Here is a 22,486-nt window from a genome sequence, read left to right as displayed (position 1 = left end):
GGATATGTATGGGGGTTACAGTAAGGGAAGTAATGGCATCAAAGTTTTTTAAGAAGTGTGACTTGATAGCAGGAGCTGGGGGACTAGATAGAGAAATCCAGGCAGTGGCCTTGTTTGATGCTCCTGATGGTTATCTGTGGTTTAAAGGTAAAGAATTTGTCCTTACTACAGGATACTTATTTCAGCAGCATGAAGGGTTATTTAGAGATGTCGTCCTATTTTTAAGCGAAAAGAATAGTGCAGGAATAGCTATTAAAGTTGATCGCTTCTTAAAGGAAATACCACAGGATATCATCAATCTATGTAATGAAATAAATTTTCCGTTGATTAGTTTACCCTATGAAACAGCATGGATCGATGCTATCAATGCTGTTAATTCTCTGGCTATGAATAAATACATCATAAGAATCAATGAACATCAATATAAAAGGAAAAAAAATACTAGTACCTACTCTTTAGCGAAAAAGGCTAATGAAGTGTTAGAGATATTGCACCATGAACTTGGAAAACACATCCTTTTATTTGACATACTGGAGGACAAGGCATATAGCTTTCCAAACATTCCACGATATAAGGAACTTCATTATCAAGATTTGATAGATCCTGTCTTTAGTTATCAAAAAGAAATTATATGTGAACATTTAAAAATATATCGTATCAAAAATTTAGAAGATAAACAGGAAGAAACATGGGTAACAATGCCCATCGTGGTGGGAGACATAGAAGCGGGATATTTACTAGTTAAAGAGGATGATAAAAAAATAGATTATTATAATATTTTTTCATTACGTCTTGCTTTTACCTTGTTAGTGTATATTTACGAGCAGGTATATTATATGAATTCTATTGATGGAAAGTTTCAAGATGAATTTTTACAGGAAATTATATATGGAGAATATAAGAGTAATGAAAAAATATATAAGAGGGCCAATAGTTTAAAACTGAATATAGCAAAAAGTTATTTAGCCATCTGCATTCAACAGGATGATGAAAGTATTCAACTAGATAAGTATAGAGAAAAAATTGCTCATAGAATTTATCAAGTTTTTTCAAAAGATAAGGTTTTGTTTGGTTTGTTAGAAGAGAATCGTATGGTCATTTTATACGCTGCCCATCAACGAATATTAAAAAATAATGCAGATATAAAACAGATATGTCAGGAATTTATATTAAATCTACAAAAAGATATCTTAAATAGTCGTTTTAGGTGCGGTATAGGACAATCCATTGAGTCTATCGTAAATATTAAAAAAAGCTATATGGAGAGTATCAAAGCAATAGAAATTGGTACATACATATATCCTGAAAAAAATCTTATTACTTATAAGGAATTAGGTCCCTTTAGACTTATCAGAAGGGAATCCTTTCAAGGAGAAGACTTTAAAGAAATGACTGAGGACATTGCACCTCTACTAGAGCAAGATGATGGAGAGGATCTACTACTTACTTTAAAAACCTACTTGGAAAGTGAATCTAATTATAATTTAGCAGCTAGAAGATTATTTATCCATAGTAATACAGTACGTTATCGAATTGAAAAAATCCAACAATTATGTGATCTAAACCTTAATGATGCTACAGAGCGCTTAAAGCTAGAAATAACATTAAAGTTTATGAAATTTATGAAACACACCTAACTTAGGTGTGTTTTTTTGGAAAATGTATAAATATTACAAAAAACAATTGTTTTTTGTAATATTATCACAAGGATTTAAAATATTTAGAATTTTTCTACAAACAACATAAATGGTTTTACAGATATTTGCAGAATTTAAAAATAAGTATATAAAAAGTATATAAAAACAACACGCCTAAAGTCAGTCAACTAAGGAATATTAAGGAATATCTAGGGGAGGTGAAAAGTAGAGAGAGGAGTAATATGGACTTTTATAAATCATAACAATTATTAATGGAGGTGTTAGGTCGTGCAACAAGAAATTTTAAAAATTGCAAATGAGTTTGGAGTATGGGTAATCGCAGCTATTTTGGTTACAATTGTAGCTATTCAGTCTTATTTATATCTAAGACTTGCCTATTCGACAGCTGATAAGTTAGGTATGAAGAAGGAAGTATGTACTAAGGCTTTTAGAACAGGTCTGGTTACAGCTATTGGTCCTGTCGTTGCAGTATTTATTATTATGGTAGGCATGATGTCGGTAATTGGTGGACCTATGAGTTGGATGCGATTATCTATCATTGGTGCCGCTCCAACAGAACTAACAGCGGCTCGAGTAGGGGCAGAGGCTGTAGGGGTAGAATTTGGTTCAGCTGATTACGACATTCAAGCATTAGCTACTTCATGGTGGACCATGGCGATAAATGGAGCAGGATGGTTAGTATTCGTAGGATTATTTAGCCATAAGTTAGAGTTATTAAGGGACAAAATTGGTGGGGGAGATCCTAAGTGGCTAGCTGTATTAAGTGGTGCTGCAATGCTAGGGGTTTTCGGTTATCTTAACTCTGGTGACGTAGTAGCTGGAGGAGGAAGGCTAATTGCAGTAATTGTTGGTGGTGTGGCTATGGTTGTAATGACTAAATTAACAGAGAAATTCCCAAAGGCAAAGGAATACTCATTAGGAATTGCCATGTTGGTAGGTATGTTTGCAGCAGTTATGTTAGGTTAATAACAATGGAGGTGAATAATTAATGAATAATCAAGATTTTGATAAAATATGGAAAGGCCCCGTTATTAAAATTGGAATGTATACGTTATTATCAGCGGCAGTATTGAGCTTTTTACCAGTAGTTTATCTTTACATAGTTCATGGAGTAATTCCTCCACTATCCTTAGCCCTTAAGTCTTGGGGGATGATTGCAGCATTATTTGGAGCATTTTATATTGTTGAACCTGTATCCTACTACGCTATTTTAGGTCTAGCAGGAACATATATGTCCTTCTTATCAGGAAACATCTCCAACTTGAGACTCCCCTGTGCAGCTATGGCTTTAGAGGCAACCGAAACGCCATCAGGAACAAAGGAAGCAGAAGTTGTTTCTACATTAGGTATCGTAGGATCGATCATTACAAATCTTATAGGAGTAACGTTGGCGGCTTTTGTAGGAACAGCGCTGATTAGTATTTTTCCACCTGCTATAGCTGATGCCTTTAGAACCTATACGGTACCAGCAATCTTTGGCGCAGTATTTGGACAGTTTGCTATTAAGTTCCCTAAATTAGGTGTAGTAGGTTTTGGAATTCCTGTAATATTAAGATTAACTACATCCTTGCCAGCTTGGGCACTTATTATTGCATCAGTATTTGGTACCATTATCATTGCAAAGATACTTAATGATAAAGGGAAGAAAGATGCCAAAGCCAGCAATTAAAGTAAAATATCATCGTTCCATCCAGTACGAAGAAGGAAGCAATACGGACTAAATAGGAGGGATTGGAAATGAACGTAGTAAATTTAAGCAAAGACATACAAGAAAAAATTGTTCAGTGGCGTAGAGCACTGCATCAAATACCAGAAATAGGGCTTGAAACACCTAAAACTGCAGCCTACGTTGCCCAGCAATTAGAGGCACTACAAATCCCCTACCAAACAGGAGTCGGAGGATTTGGTGTGGTGGGGCTCATTAAAGGAAATGATCCTGGAAAGACCATTGCTCTAAGAGCAGACATGGATGGTTTAGCTATTAAAGAAGAAACTGGGCTGCCTTTTGCAGCAACAAATGGTAATATGCATGCCTGTGGTCATGATGCTCATACGGCGATGTTATTAGGGGCTGCTGAAATTTTGCAGGCTAATCGTCATCTAATCAAGGGTAATGTAAAATTAATTTTTCAACCTGGTGAAGAGGGACCGGGGGGAGCTAAACCAATGATCGATGATGGCGTATTAGAGAATCCTAAGGTGGATTCAGTTCTTGGTCTTCATATCGGGGTCCTATTTAAGGAGATGAAACCAGGAGAAGTTTGGGTAAGTTATGGCAACTTGATGGCTTGTTTAGATAGTTTTTATGTTAAGATTAAAGGGAAGGGTTGTCATGGAGCTATGCCAGACACAGGCGTTGATCCTATAGCTATTACAGGGCAAGTTATCTCCTCCTTACAAACAATTATTAGTAGAGAGTTAAAACCTACAAATCCAGGTGTTTTAACTATTGGTAAACTTCATGGAGGTAGGGCATACAATATTATTCCGGAGTTTGTTGAGATAGAAGGGACTGTTAGAGCTACAGATCAAGGAGAGCGGGAAAAGATTGCAAAACGTATTGAAGAGATAGTGGCCAGTATTACTAAGGGAATGCGTGGAGATTACGAGTATGAGTACACCTTTGGGTATCCTCCTTTAGTTAATGATCCACAGTTTACTCAAGAATTTGTAGAAACTGCAAAAAAAATAGTTTCTATAGATGAAATCAAAACTGCCAGTGCTCCTACAATGGGGGGAGAAGATATGGCTTACTTCTTGGAACGAGTACCAGGGACCTTCTTCTTCTTCGGTGGTGGAAACGAAGAGAAAGGAATCATTTATCCTCATCATAATCCAAAGTTTGATGTGGATGAGGAGGTGTTTTATAGGGGTACAGCTTTACTGGTACAAGGTGCAATTGATTGGCTAGAAAAGCATCAATAAAATTTATTGACATAAGGAGGGATTAGTGTTGGGCATTATTGCACAGCATGTTAATAAGGAGCGATTAGAAGCACAGTTACAAGAACTATCTATGATTGGGTATGATCCAGATAAGGGAAGAACCCGCCTACCCTACACTAAGCCAGAGAGAGAAGCAGTAGAATTAGTAAAGGGATATATGGAAAGTGCAGGACTATTGGTTTCTTTTGATCAATTTGGAAACTTATTTGGAAGATTACCTGGGAATAGTCAAAGTTTACCGGTAGTCATGTCTGGGTCCCACGTAGATACGGTTATTAATGGTGGTGCTTTTGATGGTACTATTGGAACCTTATCAGCTATAGAGGCCTTGAGGGTAATTAAAGAAAATAATATTCCTCACAACCACGACTTAGTAGTGGGAGTGTTTGTATCGGAGGAAGCAGCCCGTTTTGGTGCAGGTACTCTAGGCAGTAAAGCCTTTGTGGGGGATTATACAAGGGCAGACTTGGATCGTCTCAAAGATCGAGACGGAGTAACTCTAGCAAAAGCTTTGCAAGAGTGGGGATTTGACCCAGATTTACTTCATACAGTTAAAGGAAATGGAAGTGAAATTAAATGTTTTGTAGAGCTTCATATAGAACAAAGCATTAATCTTGAGGTTAATAAGATAGCTATTGGAGTAGTAGATCAAATTGCTGCTCCTACAAATCTAAGAATGACGATTAAAGGAAAGGCGGGCCATGCTGGAGCCACACCAATGAACTTAAGAACGGATGCTTTTATGGCAGCAGCAGAGATAGCTTTAGCTATAGAAACCATTGCCAACACTATTGGGAAAGAGACAGTAGGTACTGTAGGAGAAGTTTTTGTAAATCCTAATGCAATTAATGTTATTCCAGGTGAAGTGGTATTAGGTATTGATATAAGGGATGTTACAACAGAAAGAAAAGACTTAGCTATTGAACAACTATATAATACTGTAGAAGAAGTGTCTGCTAAAAGGGGTGTAACCATTGAAACAGAAGAAATTGCAAGACAAGAGCCAGTGAAGACTGCTTCTCTTATAGTAAACACTATTCGAGAGACCTGTGAGGATCTTGGGTTCTCCTATATGAATGTCACCAGTGGTGCTTACCACGATGCCTTAAATATGGCTAAAATTACTGATATCGGAATGATCTTTGTTCCCAGTGTAGATGGTGTAAGCCATGCACCAGAAGAATTCACGCATATAGAGGATATTCATCGGGGAGCTCAAGTACTAGCTGAAACACTAGTGAAGTTAGCAAAGTAATATAGAACCATGTTGAAGATTCTTATAAAAAGTATAGGGTATTGAAACTTAATTTCATTAGCGAATTTAAGTACAATACCCTGGTGTTATTGGAGTATTCACTTTACTTAACTGTTTATGGACACGCAATAATTCTTCTAGCCCAAAGACATTCTGCACAAGAAGGACTATTCCCCCAGCAATCCATTTCATTGCTATCTGTATAACTACAACCCTCTACGGACCTACAATCAGTACAGGAGGGGAAATGATTCTCATTGACAGTTCGTCTAAAGTTTACATACCCAGAATCCATCCATATGTCTTGAAGCTTTTTCTCGTTAACATTGCCTAAATAAAAAGCATACATATCTTTTTTTCTTCCGTATATATAGCAGTTATAGGTATGCATCAAAGCATAACAAGGACTTACATTACCTTGATAGTTGATACACAAGGATTTATCCTTTACAAACTTGCAGATACGTTCTGTTCTCAGTTTCATATTAGACATTTGTGCCTTAGTCGTAGCAAACTGAGCATCCTTTTCAAACATACGGACAGTGTCATCCATATCATAAACAATTTCATCCTTCATGGATTCATGATAAGGGAGTAGATTACTTACGATAATCTGACTGGCACCGAGGTTATAGGCCATACGGATTAACTTAGGCAGTTGATCATAATTCTTTTTCATGGCTACAAACTCAATTCCCAGCTGGGGCTTTCTAGTTTTTTTCTCTTCTTTCATAGCCTGTAAATTCTTAATGTTATGATAAACACTCTGAAAATCAGCCCCTTGTCGAATTTCATTATAATCTTCTTCTTCTGGACTATCTAGGGAAGTGAAAAGAATATCTAACTCCAAGTCGATTAGTTGCTGAATATTTTCTTTTTGAAGATAAGAACCATTGGTGATCATTTCTACCTTTAATCCTAGTTGTTTTACCGCCCTCAACATATCAAAGATTCTTGGATGCATCATAGGTTCTCCAAAGCCGCCAAAATGAACAGACTCTAAGTTGGGCAACTCTTTGAGGTTTTCCAATATATTTTCAAAGGTTTCCCATTCCATATGTAGCAAACAATCCTGCCAAGAGCTACGAATACAGGTTATACAGTCAAAGTTACATTTCGTAGTAACTTCAATATATATCCTTTTTATATCCGGCACTAAAGGAATTAGTCGATAACCTTCCTCTGTTTGAATAAACATAACTTCTTGTTTTCCCTCTAAAGGAAGTTTTACACACCCATCTTCACCAATCTGTAATTTTTTTCCCGTTGCAAAAAGTTCACTTCCTAAGGCTTTAAATTGTTTTTTCATACTTTTTCCCCCTATATTACTAAATTTTATTAATTGCATAGATTATACTCAAAGTCGTTTCTGTGAATAAACTTCAATGATGTTTTTTGATAATTCTTGCAGGTTAGCTACTAGGGCCAATAGAAACATAGATAGACTTATAGTTTTTGCTCTTCTAACTTTAGTACTGATTACTATACAATCTTTTTAATTCTATTATTTAGTAACTTAAATACCTTTATTTTTATAAAATTTTTATAAAAACTTAAAGTGCTTTCTTTAACATTACTATATAACATATTGCTACTGGTATATATGACTTTAATCACATTTACAGAATAATTTGAAATATAATATCACTCACTAATACATATAATACAAAGGAAGGAAAATTTTTAAGTGGACACTTCTACAGGCAAGCTTTCTTACAAATATCAAATATTTATAATGAACTTTGGGTATAAAGCTATATAAATCGATAATATAATGTAATGTATAAAAAATAAACAAATGTCAAAATTATCTAATAGTGATAAATACCTAGAATAGTAGAGAATTATTAAGATTTAAAGAGGATTTAAAGAATAAATGTAGTATATATAGATATACACTTTAAAGCTTCAATTCTAATAGACGGCTTCTACTATATTAAAGCTTATAGGCATATCTATATATAATATTGGTGAAAGAGGAGAAAGAAAGGTAGAAAAAACTATGGGGGAAAAATTGAGGGAATATACAGAAGATTTTGAAGAAACTTATTTATCATCCTTTGCTCAACTAAGTAAAAACACAAGAGGTAGAAATTTGAAGGAAGAAGAATGTGATGTTCGCTCTCCTTATCAGAGAGATCGGGATCGTATTATTCACTGTGAGTCCTTTAGAAAACTAAAAGGCAAAACCCAGGTCTTCATTGTGCAAAATGATAACTTTAGGACAAGACTAACCCATACCTTAGAGGTCAGTCAAATAGCAAGAACTATTGCAAGAGCACTAAAACTCAACGAAGATTTGGTAGAAGCTATAGCTTTAGGTCACGATTTAGGACATACCTGCTTTGGACATAGTGGGGAGGAAGTGCTGAATAGAATTGCTGGATCTTTTAAGCATAATGAGCAGAGTTTAAGAATCGTAGAAAAGCTAGAAAGAGATGGTAAAGGGTTGAATCTTACCTTTGAAGTAAGAGATGGTATATTACACCACACCGGAGAAGGTATTCCTGTAACAATGGAGGGAAAACTAGTAAAGCTGGTGGATCGTATTACTTACTTGTGCCATGATATTCAAGACAGTATTGGTGCAGGTATATTAAAAAAAGAAGATATTCCCCATAGTATAGTAAATGTACTAGGACATGCTCATAGTGGACGTGTAAACACTTTTGTAAAAGATATCATAGAAGAAACCACAAGACAAATATCGGCAGGAAGTCCTCCTAATATTTATCAAACAGAAACGCTTGAAAAAACTATGCTGCAGTTACGGTCTTTTATGTTTGAGACTGTTTATAACGGAGAATTATGTCTTAGGGAAAAAGAAAAAGCTACTTATATTGTGGAGTTTTTATTCCATTATTTTATGGAAAAGCCAGAGAAGGTAGTTGCTATCTATGATAAAACAATTACTCAAGAAGACTTAAGACAAAATATAGTAGACTATATAGCTAGCTGTACTGATTATGATGCCATTAAACTATTTCAAACAATGGTTATTCCTTCTCCAAAGTACTTTTAAGAACAATATATTGCGAAATATTCAGAATTCATTTTTTTTAATAGACTAGAAGGAATTATGAAGATTAATGTCGAACTTTCCTCGACAGCCTTTAAAAAAATAGAGGTATTTAATTTTTTATAAGGAATATTTTTAAGAGAAGGAAATTAAAAATAAAAAAAGAATTATATATATAAAAGTCATAAAGCTGTTAGGTGGTATAGATGGAAAACTATTTTCCTGAAGAACTAATTATAGAGGTAAAAGAAAAAAATGATATTGTAGAAGTAATTTCTCAATATGTACAATTAAGATCCACAGGAAATTCGCACAAAGCATTGTGTCCTTTTCATAACGAGAAAACCCCTTCCTTTCATATAAACAAAGAAAAGCAATGGTTTAAATGCTTTGGTTGTGGGGAAGGTGGAGATGTCATTGGTTTTATCATGAAAATTGAAAATCTAGACTTTATCGAAGCTGTAAAAATATTAGCACAAAGAGCTAATATTTATATAGATGAACTCACTCATCCTAATGAAATCAAAGAAAGACAAAAAAACGACAGAATTTATTACGACATTAATAGACAAGCAGGGAGATATTTTTACGATAACTTAGTACAAGGGAGGAATTTAGCTCAAGACTATTTAATTAAAAGAGGTCTAACCGTTAAAGCTATTAAGTCCTTTGGACTAGGTTATGCTTTAGATGGTTGGGATTATTTGCTAAATTATTTAATAAAGAAGGGTTACACTAAGGAGGATATAGAAAAAAGTGGTTTAATTGTTAAAAGCAAACAAAAGGATAGCTACTATGACCGATTTAGAAAGCGCATAATGTTTCCTATCTTTGATGTCCGAGGTAATGTCATTGCTTTTGGGGGGAGGGTATTAGACGATGCATTACCTAAATACTTGAACTCGCCGGAAACAAAATACTTTAATAAAAGTGAAATATTATATGGTCTTCATATAGCTAGAAAAAATGCTATCAATGGACAGGGGATTTTAGTAGAAGGATATATGGACGTTATTGCATTGCACCAGCAGGGACTTAAAAATACTGTAGCGACATTGGGTACATCTTTAACACAGGGGCATGCTGTAACTTTGAAAAAGTACTTTAATGAGATTGTTATTTGCTTTGATGGTGATAGTGCTGGTATAAAAGCTACCTTAAGAAGTATAGAAATACTACAAAATGTACATATAGATATTAAAGTGTTAACCTTACCTAATAATATGGATCCTGATGATTTTATTAAAAAAAAGGGAAAAGATGCTTTTGAAAAAAAGATAAAGGAGGCTTTAAATTTTATTGACTATAAAATTTATATAGCTCAACAAAAGTATTCTTCAAAAAGCTTAGAGGATCAAATAAAATTAGGGAAAGCTGTAGCAAATATTTTAAAAGACATCAAAAGTCCAATCGAACAAGAGACATATCTAAAAAACATCGAGGAAAAAATTGGAATATCCAAGGATGCTATTATTGCAGAAATGTACGGCAGAAAGGTTTCCATGAATATAACTAATAATACTAAGTATAGTTCCAATCACAAAAGAAATAATAAGTATATAGAATCTTTACCACTGGTTGAACAAAAAGGATATATTATAGCTGAAAAACAATTATTAAAGTATATACTTACAAATCCTGAACTGATTTCTAGTATATTAAAAAATTTTAATTTAGATGATTTCATATTAGAAGATCATCGTGGTATATTTCAATACATTATAGATAATTTCCATAGCATAGAAGACGTAAATAACATAAAAGAAAAACTTCCTAATTTACAAGAAGAAATAGAGAGCATTCTTGACATAGATATTCAGCAGGTGGATATAAATAAGTCCATAGAAAAATACAAGACAATGATCAAAAGATCTAGGTTGTTGTACGAACGTAATAAGCTAAAGGAACAGCAAAATATTATTATGTCACAGGAAAATTCAAACAAGGAAGAGGTTGAAAAACAATTGTTAAAGCTAGGTGTAGAAATGATGAAGATTAATATAGAACTACAAAAGCTGCAGTCGGAGGAAAGGAGGGAACAACATTGAATAATCCCAAAGAGTTAAAAGATAAGAAAGAGTCTGTAAAGAAGTTAGTAGAAAAAGGTAAGAAAAGAGGAATGATTACTTATACAGAAATCATGGATGCTCTTGAAGATATTGATATAGATAAGGATCAAATAGATGAAATTTATGAACACTTGGCTACAATGGGAATTGACATAGTAGGAGACAAGGAGGAAGACTTAGACGGTTTAGAGGTAGACGATATTGATTTAGAAAATGATATTGTCATTGAAGAAAGTATTGAAGATGATTCCGCCTTGCTAAAAGGTATTAATATAGATGATCCTGTTAGAATGTACTTAAAGGAAATCGGAAAAGTTCCTTTATTATCCGCCGACGAAGAGATTGCACTAGCACAAAGAATGGAAAACGGAGATGAGGAAGCAAAAAAGCGCTTAGTAGAAGCTAACTTAAGGCTAGTTGTAAGTATTGCAAAGCGTTATGTAGGTCGTGGTATGTTGTTTTTAGACTTAATACAAGAAGGTAATCTGGGCTTAATTAAGGCAGTAGAAAAGTTTGATTATACAAAAGGCTATAAATTTAGTACTTATGCCACTTGGTGGATTCGCCAAGCCATTACAAGAGCTATAGCAGACCAAGCTCGTACCATAAGAATTCCTGTACATATGGTAGAGACCATTAATAAGTTGATTAGAGTCTCAAGACAATTGTTACAGGAATTAGGCAGAGAACCGAAACCAGAAGAGATTGCAGAAGAAATGGATCTATCAGAAGATAAAGTACGAGAAATATTAAAAATTGCTCAAGAACCAGTATCTTTAGAAACACCGATAGGAGAGGAAGAAGATAGTCATTTAGGAGATTTTATTCCAGATGATGATGCGCCAGCACCAGCTGAAGCCGCCGCCTTTTCTTTACTGAAAGAACAACTGATCGAGGTATTAGATACCCTTACTCCTAGAGAACAAAAAGTATTGAGACTTAGATTTGGATTAGATGATGGTAGAGCTAGAACGTTAGAAGAAGTAGGTAAAAAGTTTGAAGTAACTAGAGAGCGTATCCGCCAGATTGAAGCAAAGGCTCTGAGAAAGTTAAGACACCCTAGTCGCAGTAAGAAATTAAAGGATTATCTAGAATAAATAGACATAATACAATAGATTCGCAATCTGCGAATCTATTGTATTATAGGGAGGAAGCCTACCAATATTGTTTTTGTTTTCCATACTCTATCTTTTTCTTTATCTCTTCTTGAGTCTCTTGGTTATCTACCTGATCCTGCAAAGTGTGCATGATTTGGTCAGCCTCTTCCTCCCACTCTTGTGTTCTTCCTCCCCAACTGAAATGAACCATTTCACTGGGAGGTGTGATAACTTTTTTCTTTTTGTCTTTGTGTGGCATAAACATACCTCCTTTTGATTAGTTTCGGAAGAAGCCTTTGAAAATATGATGGAATCTTTGATAAAAATATTGTTAAATAAAGGAGTCCTAAGAAAATGCAAGTGAAGTTAACACCAAGATTAAAGAAAATAGCTGACTTGGTGCCAATAAACAGTAAAGTATCGGATATTGGTACAGATCATGGTTACTTACCCATTTATCTTTTGCAAAATAACATCGCTTCCCATGTGATCGCCAGTGATGTAAACAAAGGACCTCTAGAAACTGCCGAAAAAAATATTTACCTTCATGGATATGTAGATAAGATTGAAATGAGACTGGGTAGCGGTTTAGAGGTTTTAAAAGCAGGTGAGGTGGATACGATAATTATAGCAGGAATGGGTGGTATACTGATATCGGAGTTATTAGACAAAGCACCCAATATTGTTAATAAAATACATACTTTTATTTTGCAACCTATGCAGGCACAGGAGGATTTAAGAAGATATCTCGTGGCCAATAATTTTAAAATCACCAAAGACTTATTAGTGAAGGAAGACCACAGAATCTATGAAATCATTGTGGCTCAGCAAGGCTCACAAGCGATAGAAGAAGAGATTTATTATGAAACGGGCCTTTTTCTTGAGTCAAATCCAAAGGACTTAGTAGAAGAATTTATAGAAGGAAAAATAAAGACGCAAAAAGAAATTATACTTCAAGTAAAAGAACAAAATTCTCCTACTGCTATGAAAAAACATACAGAATGCGAGAAAAAACTGATAAAATTACAGGAGGTATTAGCATGGCTGAAACAGTAAAGCGGATTATAAGCATCATGGAAAAATTAGCGCCAAAGCAGGATGCAATGAAATGGGACAATGTAGGATTACAGGTAGGTAGTGAGCATAGCCAAGTGAATAGGGTGATGGTTTGTTTAGATGTAACAAAAGAGGTGTTACAGGAGGCAATAGAAAAAAAGGTTGATTTAATTATTGCCCATCATCCCATGATTTTTTCCCCTCTAAAATCTATCACCAGAGAAGACCATAAGGGATACTTAATCCATGAAGCTATAAAAAATGATATTACTATCTATGCTGCTCATACCAATATGGATATTGCTACAGAAGGACTAAATAGCTTTGTAGCTAAGAAGATTGGCATAGAAGACACAGATATCTTAGACATTACCCTAAGAGAAAAGTTATACAAGATTGCTGTATCTGTACCAGAAGGACATGACGAAAAGGTGGCACAAGCCTTAGCAGCAGCTGGTGCTGGTCATATCGGCAATTATAGTGACTGTAGCTTTAGAAGCAAAGGTACAGGAACTTTTAAGCCGTTGGCAGGAACCAATCCCTTTATAGGAAAACAAGGCGAGTTGGAAAAAGTTCTAGAAATAAAGATTGAAACGATTGTTTCTCAAGCTCAGTTAGCTGAAGCTATCAACAACATGATACAGGCTCATCCTTATGAAGAAGTACCCTACGATATTTACCCCCTTGAGAATTTAGGCAAGAAAAAAGGTCTTGGAAAAATAGGAAAACTACAGAATCCTAAACCTTTATCCGCTTTTGGGGAAGAATTAAAGTCGTTGCTTCAACTAAAACAAGTAAAGTATGTGGGTGACTCTGATAAGACCCTTGAGACTATAGGTATTGTTTGTGGAAGTGGGGCGGACTATATAGAGTTGGCAGCAATGAAGGGTTGTGACTGTCTGATCACAGGAGATGTTAAATATCATCAGGCACAAACAGCTTTAGAACTAGGCATAACAGTGATTGATGCCGGGCATTTTGAAACAGAGATATTTTTTGTGGATTTAGTTTTTGCTTATTTGAAGCAACAATTTTCTATGGAGAATATGGAGGTAGAAATTGTTGCCCCTAGCACAGAAATTAATCCTTTTAATATACTATAGAGAGGTAGTGGAGATAAAGTGGAGGTTGTAATTTATACAGACGGTGGTTCAAGGGGAAACCCAGGAGAAGCAGGAATAGGGATTGTCATTCAAGATATAGACGGAAACATGCTAAAGGAAATTAGTCAATACATAGGAAATCAAACCAACAACGTTGCAGAGTACAAGGCTTTAAGCCGTGGATTAGAAGCGGCCTTAGATATGGGTGCAACTGGTGTGAAGTGTTATTTGGACAGTGAGTTGGTAACAAAACAAATCAAAGGTGAATATAAAGTAAAGAATGAGGGTATGATTACTATGTACAACATGGTGATGCCCTTAGTAAAGAAGTTTGCTAGTTTTCATATAGAGCATGTCAGAAGAGAACATAATAAGAAGGCAGATGCTTTAGCAAACAAAGCAATGGATGAAAAATAAATTCCATAAATTTACTTTTGACATATAAAAGAATTCATGGTATGATTATATTCCTGAAAGAGAAAAATAAATATAGCGAGTAAGTCAGATAATCGCGGTCACAGGAAACTGTGGACGAGGAAAGTCCGAGCTCCATAGGGCAGGGTGCTGGGTAATACCCAGTGGAGGTGACTCCAAGGAAAGTGCAACAGAGAGATACCGCTAGACCCCTTGTTCGGTAGTAATACTGATACTTGTGGTGAGAACAGCTTTTGAGCTGTCTAGTAAGGGTGGAAAGGTGAGGTAAGAGCTCACCAGCAACTAGGTGACTAGTTGGCTATGTAAACCCCATCTGGAGCAAGACCAAGTAGGGACAAAAAAAGCGGCTGCCCGTCGCGTCCCGTGGTAGGTCGCTTGAGCCAATTGGCAACAATTGGCCTAGATAGATGATTATCCAATACAGAACTCGGCTTATAGATTTGCTCGCTTTTATACCATGAAGACTCAAGGGTTACAGCCCTCGAGTCTTCTGTTTTTTTACGGCAAGTGAGTAAAATTTATCATTTACGTATTTGTACGTATTTGTAAGATACTGTATAATGAAAGTTGTAGGATAAGTATATGTTTATGATCGTTCTTCTTAAAAGAGGAAAAATGCAACAGGCAACAAACAACTGACGACCTGTGGCCGCCAGAATATAAGAAATGACACACTATCTTTCAAAAAAGTAACAAGTGGAGAATATACAATGATAGGAGGGAAAGTTTATGGCAGCATTCAATATTATTAATATATTTTTACTTCCAATAGTTTTCATTATCCCAGCAGTTATACTATATTTTATTATTAAATTGGCTGTAAAAAATGCAATAAAAGAACTGAAAGAAGATAAAACTCTCTAAAATAATGAGCCACATCATCTTTATAAAGAGTACTTGATATAAAAAACCACAGACTAAGGTATTTCTGTGCTTCTGTTGATATGCAGTATAGAACGATTACCTTTGGGCAAAGGGTAGAAAGTTTTAATTTTGGGGGGATACGGTATGAAATATTTGATTGTTGGAGCAGGGGGTACAGGGGGCTGTATTGGAGCTTATATGTCGGCGGCAGGGAAAGATGTAACACTTATTGCTAGAGGGGATCATCTTTTAGAGATGCAAAAACATGGCTTGAAAATGGAAACAATACATAAAGGAAACTATATAGTACATCCTATAAAAGCCTTTGATATGGATCATTATGATGGTAGCCCAGATGTTATTTTTGTGTGCGTAAAGGGATATTCTATAGATGACACAATACTTTTTATCAAAAAAGTTGCCAATAAGAACACAGTTGTTATTCCCATCTTAAATATATATGGAACTGGTAATAAAATACAAAAACAATTACCAGAGCTAACGGTAACAGATGGTTGCATCTATGTATCAGCAAATATAAAAGAACCAGGTGTAATAAAAATGCACGGAGATATTTTTAAAATCGTTTATGGGGTTAGAAATCCCAGTGAATATCCATCAGTTTTGGAAGAAATAGCAAATGATTTAAAAGAGTCAGGAATAACAGGCATTATATCAGACAATATTGAAAGAGATTGTCTACAAAAATTTTCATATGTGTCCCCAATGGCAGCCTGTGGACTATACTATGGCTGCACTGCTGAAGCAATGCAAAAACAAGGGGAGATAAGAGATTGCTTTGTGTCATTAATTAGAGAGATAGAATTATTGGCAAATGCAATGGGTATTTTCTTCACAGTAGATATTATTCCAACAAATTTAGATATTCTTGATGCCTTAAGCCCAACGGCTTCTACATCTATGCAGAGGGACCTTAGTATAGGGAAACAATCTGAAATTGATGGTCTTATATTTGAAGTAGTTCGTATTGGAAAAAAAGTTGGGGTACCTCTTTTAAATTATGAAAAAATAGCAAGGAAATTTGGTTTTAATTGAGCCGTTATGAAGTCATAATACAGAGATGTTTTTGTGGTCAACAAGCCGTTATTCTACAGCAAAATTTATCGAACTAATGGGATAATTGTAATAAAATAGCAAATAGTAGGAAACTTGCTTGACAAAGAATCTCCTTAGGCATAATATATGAGTATAATTAAATATAATCATAAAGGGGGAGATACCATGAAAAAGCAGTTTAAAGCCTTAGGAACGGAACTTTTTGCAGCAGGAAAAAAGATTCAAATTGCTAAGGATGGAAGTCTAAAGCTACCTGTAGCTTTAGAAGGGGAGCAAGAAGCCATATTTGTTGAGACGGAGGGAGGCTATCGATTAATTCCTTTAGTGCCGGATATAAAAAGGATATATATTGAAGTTACTACGAAATGTAACTTTGACTGTATCACCTGTATTCGCAGTTCTTGGCAGGATTGTTTATTACATATGGAGTGGGAAACCTTTGAAAATATATTAAAAAACCTTAAAGAATTACCAGATTTGACGTCTGTTCATTTTGGTGGTTTTGGTGAACCTATGATGCATCCAAGGATTTTTGATATGATAAAAGCAGTAAAGGAACTGGGATTAAAGGTAGAAATGATTACCAATGGTTCTTATTTATTGGAAGAAAATATTAAACAACTAATTGATTTGGAGTTAGACACTCTTTTTACTTCCTTAGATAGTCCTGAAGAAGAAGCATACAACGAAATACGACTAGGGGCTGACTTTCAGAGGGTTTCTAACAATATCAAAAACCTGCAGACTATGAAGCAGGAAAGAAAAACTAAAAAGCCGGAACTAGGAATTGAGTTTGTAGCTATGAAAAAGAATTATGACCAACTGCCGCAGTTAATCCACATGGCATATGAGCTCAAAGCCAATCAGATTATCGTAAGCAATTTAATACCTTATCACGAATCTATGAAGGATGAAATTGTCTATGATATAGATGACACTGGTCGTATGTTTGGTAGTAAATCTCTATTAACCACCATCAAGGCACAGATGTCCAATATGAAACTAAGAACAGAGCGAAGCTGTAAATTTGTAAAGGATAAATCCTTATGCATCAATTATCTAGGTAATGTCAGCCCTTGTTATGCTTTGATGCATACCTATCATTGTTATATCTACGGAAGAAAAAAAGATATGTATGCCTGTCATCTGGGAAATGTCAATGAAAAAAAGCTTCAAGAAATTTGGATGGATTCAGGGTATGTGAACTTTAGAAGAGCTGTAAACGAAAATCATTTCCCTTCTTGTACTGACTGTAGATCTTTAGATGGTTGCAACTATACGGAGAGTAATGAGATGGATTGCTGGGGAAACAGCCCTTCTTGTGCTGAGTGTCTTTGGGCTAGACAGATTATTGCTTGTCCGTAAGCAATAAATAAGGAAAAGAGACTGTGAGTTTAAGGGTAGAACAAAACTTTTAAGTCTAACAGATTTAATATAATCAAGAAATTTAGATCTTAGGTGGTGAAAAAATGGATGGGTTGTTCAAGATACTTGGCGATGAAAATAGATTACGGATATTAAACTTACTGAGAAAAGGTGAATTATGTGTATGTGAGATTGAGTTAGTACTAGAGACAACGCAGTCTAATGTGTCAAGGCACTTAGGGAAGCTAAGAAACGAAAAAATCATTTCCTTTGAAAAGAAAGCTCAGTGGATATATTATCGAATAAACCCAGATTTTATTGAAAATAATAAACTGCTTTATGATTTTATGAATGAAAAAATGGATCAAGATGTTAAACTTCTACAGGATCTTGAAAAATTAAGAAAGCACAAAGAAAGTGGTTTTACTTGTAAAAGTTTATAAAGAAGTGGGAAATACTATACATGCGTACAATTTAATATATTCATACAATTATAACATGAAAGGATGCGTGTCAATGAAAATAGAAATTTATGATCCACCAATGTGTTGTCCTACAGGAATTTGCGGTCCCAGTGTAGATGAAACACTAGTAAAGACAAAGGAAAATCTAGAGTTATTAAAGAAAAAGTATCCTGAAGCGATTGTCGAAAGATATATGATTAGCCAACAACCCTCAAAGTTTAAAGAAAATGAAGCTGTTTTTCAACTAATTAAAGAAAAAGGAAGAGATGTATTACCTATTACAACGGTTAATGGAATCATTATTAAATCTAGCCAATATCCGACGCTAGAAGAAATTGAAAGCCATTTATAGGAGATGAATAGGATGCAAACAAAGTTTATACTTTTTTCTGGAAAAGGTGGGGTAGGCAAGACATCTATGGCTTCAACTACAGCAGTACATTATGCAGAAAAAGGTAAGCCAACCCTAATCGTTACAACAGATCCTGCCGCCAACCTATCGGATGTATTTGAACAGGAGATTGGTCATAAAATTACTGAAATTTATGGCGTGAAGAATCTTTATGCCATGGAAATAGACCCTGATAAGGCGACAGAGGAGTACAAAGAAAGATCCCTTGCGCCTATGCGAGAATTATTTGATGAGGATTTGGTCAAAGTGGCAGAGGAACAATTAAGTGGACCCTGTACAGAAGAAATGGCTGTTTTTGATAAGTTTATAGACTTTATGGACACCGAGGAATATGAAGTGGTTGTTTTTGATACTGCTCCTACGGGTCATACCATTCGTCTACTGGAATTACCAGTGGATTGGAGTAAACATATTGAAGAAAGTGCTAAGGGTAGCGGTCAAACCTGCATGGGACCAGTGGCACTTATTCAAGATAGTAAGAAGAAATATGATGATGCTATTGCTAAATTAAGAGACTCTCATCAAACAGACTTTGTTTTTGTCATGCAGCCAGAGGAGACTTCCTTAGCAGAAACCATGAGGTCTTCTCATGATTTGGAGGAACTAGGGATTAAAACCACCAAAGTTATTATCAATGGTTTAATTCCAGCAGAGGAGGTAGTGGTGCCCTTCTTTAAAAAGAAATTTGATAAACAACAAGCAACCCTAGAAAAGACAAAGGAAATTTTTAAGCACATCAAGACACAAACTATGGAGCTTTTTGATACGGAGCTAAAGGGAGTAGATATGTTTAGAAGAAGTGCAGAAAAACTCTTTCAAGGAAGTGATGTAATTGAGTAGATTAGATACAGTCTTATATCCAGCAAAAGGAGAAAGAAAGAATATCTTCTTTTCAGGAAAAGGAGGTGTTGGTAAAACCTCCATGGCTTGCATTACTGCACTTCAGACTGCAAGAAAGGGCTATAAAACTCTATTGCTAACCACTGATCCAGCAGCGCACATCGGAAATGTTTTAGATAGGCCTGTATCTGATACAATTACTCCAATCGAAAGTGTAGATAACCTATATGCAGCTAAGATTGATCAAAAAAAGGCTACTGAGGAATATAAGAAAAATGTATTAGAGGACGCTGAGGCTAAATTTGATACTCATACAATCATGGCTATGCGGGAGGAACTAGATTCACCCTGTACAGAGGAAATGGCAGCTTTTCAAAAATTCATAGAATTTGCAAGCTTGGAAGAATTCCAAGTCATCGTCTTTGACACTGCACCGACAGGGCATACCTTAAGGATGCTGGAGTTACCAATGGATTGGAGCAAACAAATTCAGTTGAAGGCAGGAATCTCCACAGGAATAAGTGAAGCAGATAAAAAACAAAAAGAAGTATTTGACAAGGTTATTGATAGGATGAAGGATGAAAAATCAACCACCTTTGCCTTTGTCATGTACCCTGAAAAAACACCGATTGTAGAGGCCTATCGTGCATCCCAGGAGCTGATGACATTAGATATCAAAACCCAATTGGTGGTTGCTAATCTAATTATTCCAGAGGAGCAAGCTGTAACCCCCTTCTACCAAAAAAGAAGAAATATGCAGTTAGGTTATATTGAAGAAATTAAGGAAACCTTTAAGGATGCAGAATTACTTAAAATTTCTATGTTTGAGGATGAAATTAAAGGCATAGCTATGCTAAAAAATATAGGTACTGAAATATTTGATATAAAGGAAGAATAGATAGTAGATAAAATGGTAAAATTTTATATTTGATTCAATCTAAAGGGTTTTAGTGTACTTATGTAGAAGTGTAGAGTATATTAAAACCCTTTATTTATATAACAAAGCAGTTCATAAGGTGGTGTACTTTATATTTGTATTGTTAGAATGCTTAGAAGTAGGGAAATATAAAATTTTCAACTGTGTTAGAGAATGAATCGTGGGTAGATATATTAAATCTAATAAAAAAATAATGATATAAATTGGTAAGCTACTATGTATAGAAATGGATGATATAAACATGGAGAAAAAATCAATCTCAGCAGTGGTATTAGCTGGAGGAAATAGCAGAAGAATGGGGCAAAACAAGGCACTGCTAAAATTAGGCTCAAAGACAATGATTGAAATAGTTATTGACAAGCTACAAACTGTATTTCAAGAGGTTATTGTAGTAACAAATACTCCGAGAGAGTATCCGATGCTTAAGAGTGTGCACTTTGCTAAAGATAGATTAGAGGTGGAAGAAAAAAGTTCCTTAGTTGGACTCTACACGGGAATCATTGAAGCTAGTAATGAATATGTTTTTGCTGTAGCTTGTGACATGCCACTGTTAAACATTCCTTTAATTCAGTATATGAAGGCAAATTTAGGGGATGAAGATGTCTTCATTCCCCATCTAGAGGGACACTATCAACCCCTACATGCAATTTATGGGAAGGGTTGTATTGAACCCATGGCAAAACTACTACAAAAGGAAGACTATAAAATTATAAATTTTTTTCATGAAGTAAAAGTACAAACACTTCAACAAGAAACTATAAAACAGTTTGATCCATACCTACAAAGTTTTATCAATGTCAACAATTACGAAGAATATATGAAACTAAAGACCCTATATTTTTAAAAGCCAGTAAAGGGACTTATTTTACTGCCCAGGGTTTTTGCAGGAAAAATTATTGGAGGAAGGGGTAAAATGGCTTATACTAAAACGGTGAAGATAAAAAAGATCGATGATCAAGTAATTGAATCCATAGAAGACGCAGTAGTTGTAGAATATCCATTCACTATATTTCTAAATGGTGAAGAGTTTATTACGCTACTGTGCTCTCCTAGTGGACTAGAATATCTAGTAGTAGGTTTTTTAGTTTCTGAGGGAATTATTAAGTCTAAGAAAGATATTGAAAAAATAACGATAGATGAGGAGAAGGGTCACGCCCATGTCAGCTTAGCCAATAATACAAACTTTGTTGAAAAACTATTTGGAAAAAGAACAGTAACTACAGGCTGTGGAAAAGGGACGGTATTCTACAATGTATTAGACTCTCTAGGCACCCACCCCATCGAAAGTTCCCTAAAAGTCAAAGCCCAGTCCATTTTAAGTTTATCTAACAAGTTAAATAAAAGCTCGGTGTTGTTTAAAGAAACTGGAGGTGTTCATAGCTGTGGTCTCTGTAACCAAGAGGAAATAATCATATTTCATGAAGATGTAGGTCGGCATAATGCCCTAGACAAAATTGTAGGGGAAGCATTCTTAAAAGAAATCAACCTAGAGGATAAAATCCTTATCACCAGTGGTCGAATTTCTTCAGAGATGATTATTAAAACTGCAAAACAGAAAATACCCATCCTCGTATCCCGTTCAGCACCAACTGATCTTTCTGTAGGTATTGCAAAAGAATTGGGTATAACACTCATTGGCTTTGCTAGAGGTAAAAGAATGAATATCTATCAGGGTGAGGAGAGGATTATCGCTCCGATCAGGATGACAAACTATGGTTTAAGTTAATGCTAATAATATTAAAGTAAGTAGATACAAGTAGTTGCCTTAGCTGGCAATTCCTTGTGTCTTTTATTTTACAAGTTAAACTAAAAAACACATCTTTTTTCGACAAGAATCGACAATAATAAAATAAGTTTTGTAGTATGCTAATAATGTTAAATTATATCAA

The 22,486-nt window shown here is 35.1% G+C and carries 22 protein-coding genes and 1 other RNA gene; 21 read left to right on the top strand and 2 right to left on the bottom strand.

Annotation, left to right across the window (positions count from 1 at the left end; translation table 11 throughout):
* The first annotated feature begins 8 nt into the window (after positions 1-8).
* The 5 genes from CACET_RS11185 (at position 9) to CACET_RS11165 (ending at position 5,859) form a co-directional block, all read left to right on the top strand.
* Positions 9-1,637: a PucR family transcriptional regulator gene (locus CACET_RS11185; RefSeq protein WP_044824980.1), complete on the top strand. Its 1,629-nt coding sequence runs from the start codon at positions 9-11 to the stop codon at positions 1,635-1,637.
* Between the two features lie 288 nt (positions 1,638-1,925).
* Positions 1,926-2,624, top strand: coding sequence for a DUF5058 family protein (locus CACET_RS11180; protein ID WP_044824981.1), 699 nt, complete (start codon positions 1,926-1,928; stop codon positions 2,622-2,624).
* A 22-nt stretch (positions 2,625-2,646) separates the two neighbouring features.
* Positions 2,647-3,327: a hypothetical protein gene (locus CACET_RS11175; RefSeq protein ID WP_044824982.1), complete on the top strand. Its 681-nt coding sequence runs from the start codon at positions 2,647-2,649 to the stop codon at positions 3,325-3,327.
* A gap of 68 nt (positions 3,328-3,395) precedes the next feature.
* Complete coding sequence (locus CACET_RS11170) at positions 3,396-4,583, top strand: M20 metallopeptidase family protein (RefSeq protein WP_044824983.1); 1,188 nt, start codon at positions 3,396-3,398, stop codon at positions 4,581-4,583.
* A gap of 28 nt (positions 4,584-4,611) precedes the next feature.
* Positions 4,612-5,859 (top strand): M20 family metallo-hydrolase, encoded by a 1,248-nt coding sequence (locus CACET_RS11165; RefSeq protein ID WP_052661441.1) that lies wholly within the window; start codon positions 4,612-4,614, stop codon positions 5,857-5,859.
* Between the two features lie 115 nt (positions 5,860-5,974).
* Here CACET_RS11165 and CACET_RS11160 read toward each other — a convergent pair whose 3' ends face one another.
* Positions 5,975-7,168 carry a tungsten cofactor oxidoreductase radical SAM maturase gene (locus CACET_RS11160; RefSeq protein WP_052661442.1) on the bottom strand — a complete coding sequence of 398 codons (1,194 nt, stop codon included), beginning with the start codon at positions 7,166-7,168 and terminating at the stop codon, positions 5,975-5,977.
* A gap of 693 nt (positions 7,169-7,861) precedes the next feature.
* Here CACET_RS11160 and CACET_RS11155 point away from each other — a divergent pair.
* The 3 genes from CACET_RS11155 to rpoD all read left to right on the top strand — a co-directional run bounded on the left by CACET_RS11155 (position 7,862) and on the right by rpoD (position 12,044).
* Entirely contained in the window at positions 7,862-8,881 is a 1,020-nt protein-coding gene (locus tag CACET_RS11155) for a deoxyguanosinetriphosphate triphosphohydrolase (protein ID WP_044824984.1), read from the top strand.
* A 203-nt stretch (positions 8,882-9,084) separates the two neighbouring features.
* A complete protein-coding gene (gene dnaG / locus CACET_RS11150; RefSeq protein WP_044824985.1) occupies positions 9,085-10,926 on the top strand; it encodes a DNA primase in 1,842 nt (613 codons plus the stop codon).
* A complete protein-coding gene (rpoD, locus tag CACET_RS11145; protein ID WP_044824986.1) occupies positions 10,923-12,044 on the top strand; it encodes an RNA polymerase sigma factor RpoD in 1,122 nt (373 codons plus the stop codon). Before dnaG ends, rpoD begins: the two co-directional genes overlap by 4 nt.
* 58 nt (positions 12,045-12,102) lie before the next feature.
* On the opposite strand, the gene CACET_RS11140 is transcribed toward rpoD, so the two are convergent.
* Complete coding sequence (locus tag CACET_RS11140) at positions 12,103-12,303, bottom strand: hypothetical protein (RefSeq protein ID WP_044824987.1); 201 nt, start codon at positions 12,301-12,303, stop codon at positions 12,103-12,105.
* Positions 12,304-12,398: 95 nt separating this feature from the next.
* On the opposite strand from CACET_RS11140, the gene CACET_RS11135 reads away from it, so the two are divergent.
* The 13 genes from CACET_RS11135 to fdhD all read left to right on the top strand — a co-directional run bounded on the left by CACET_RS11135 (position 12,399) and on the right by fdhD (position 22,323).
* Entirely contained in the window at positions 12,399-13,100 is a 702-nt protein-coding gene (locus CACET_RS11135; RefSeq protein ID WP_052661443.1) for a tRNA (adenine(22)-N(1))-methyltransferase, read from the top strand.
* Positions 13,085-14,203 carry a Nif3-like dinuclear metal center hexameric protein gene (locus tag CACET_RS11130; RefSeq protein ID WP_044824988.1) on the top strand — a complete coding sequence of 373 codons (1,119 nt, stop codon included), beginning with the start codon at positions 13,085-13,087 and terminating at the stop codon, positions 14,201-14,203. Before CACET_RS11135 ends, CACET_RS11130 begins: the two co-directional genes overlap by 16 nt.
* Positions 14,204-14,221: 18 nt before the next feature.
* On the top strand, positions 14,222-14,620 hold the full coding sequence (locus CACET_RS11125) for a ribonuclease HI family protein (RefSeq protein ID WP_052661444.1): 399 nt from the start codon (positions 14,222-14,224) through the stop codon (positions 14,618-14,620).
* Positions 14,621-14,696: 76 nt separating this feature from the next.
* An RNA gene (gene rnpB / locus CACET_RS19700) (RNase P RNA component class A) lies at positions 14,697-15,089 on the top strand.
* 278 nt (positions 15,090-15,367) lie between these two features.
* Complete coding sequence (locus CACET_RS21125; RefSeq protein WP_278287076.1) at positions 15,368-15,502, top strand: hypothetical protein; 135 nt, start codon at positions 15,368-15,370, stop codon at positions 15,500-15,502.
* A 144-nt stretch (positions 15,503-15,646) separates the two neighbouring features.
* A complete protein-coding gene (locus tag CACET_RS11120) occupies positions 15,647-16,558 on the top strand; it encodes a ketopantoate reductase family protein (protein WP_044824989.1) in 912 nt (303 codons plus the stop codon).
* Positions 16,559-16,744: 186 nt separating this feature from the next.
* Positions 16,745-17,944: a tungsten cofactor oxidoreductase radical SAM maturase gene (locus CACET_RS11115; protein ID WP_052661445.1), complete on the top strand. Its 1,200-nt coding sequence runs from the start codon at positions 16,745-16,747 to the stop codon at positions 17,942-17,944.
* A 104-nt stretch (positions 17,945-18,048) separates the two neighbouring features.
* The gene (locus CACET_RS11110; RefSeq protein WP_044824990.1) at positions 18,049-18,387 is read left to right on the top strand and encodes an ArsR/SmtB family transcription factor; all 339 of its coding nucleotides are present in this window, start codon (positions 18,049-18,051) and stop codon (positions 18,385-18,387) included.
* 73 nt (positions 18,388-18,460) lie between these two features.
* Positions 18,461-18,760 (top strand): arsenite efflux transporter metallochaperone ArsD, encoded by a 300-nt coding sequence (arsD, locus tag CACET_RS11105; RefSeq protein WP_044824991.1) that lies wholly within the window; start codon positions 18,461-18,463, stop codon positions 18,758-18,760.
* A 12-nt stretch (positions 18,761-18,772) separates the two neighbouring features.
* Positions 18,773-19,660: an ArsA family ATPase gene (locus CACET_RS11100; RefSeq protein ID WP_044824992.1), complete on the top strand. Its 888-nt coding sequence runs from the start codon at positions 18,773-18,775 to the stop codon at positions 19,658-19,660.
* Positions 19,653-20,558, top strand: coding sequence for an ArsA family ATPase (locus tag CACET_RS11095; RefSeq protein WP_044824993.1), 906 nt, complete (start codon positions 19,653-19,655; stop codon positions 20,556-20,558). The genes CACET_RS11100 and CACET_RS11095 overlap by 8 nt, the downstream gene beginning before the upstream one ends.
* Before the next feature lie 280 nt (positions 20,559-20,838).
* Positions 20,839-21,441: a molybdenum cofactor guanylyltransferase gene (locus tag CACET_RS11090; protein WP_044824994.1), complete on the top strand. Its 603-nt coding sequence runs from the start codon at positions 20,839-20,841 to the stop codon at positions 21,439-21,441.
* Positions 21,442-21,510: 69 nt separating this feature from the next.
* Positions 21,511-22,323 carry a formate dehydrogenase accessory sulfurtransferase FdhD gene (gene fdhD, locus CACET_RS11085; protein WP_044824995.1) on the top strand — a complete coding sequence of 271 codons (813 nt, stop codon included), beginning with the start codon at positions 21,511-21,513 and terminating at the stop codon, positions 22,321-22,323.
* Positions 22,324-22,486: the final 163 nt, after the last annotated feature.

This window comes from Clostridium aceticum (assembly GCF_001042715.1).
In the GTDB taxonomy this organism is placed as follows: Bacteria; Bacillota; Clostridia; order Peptostreptococcales; family Natronincolaceae; genus Andreesenella; species Andreesenella acetica.
Note: the sequence above shows the minus strand (reverse complement) of the source record. Positions and strands in the feature narration are given on the sequence as shown.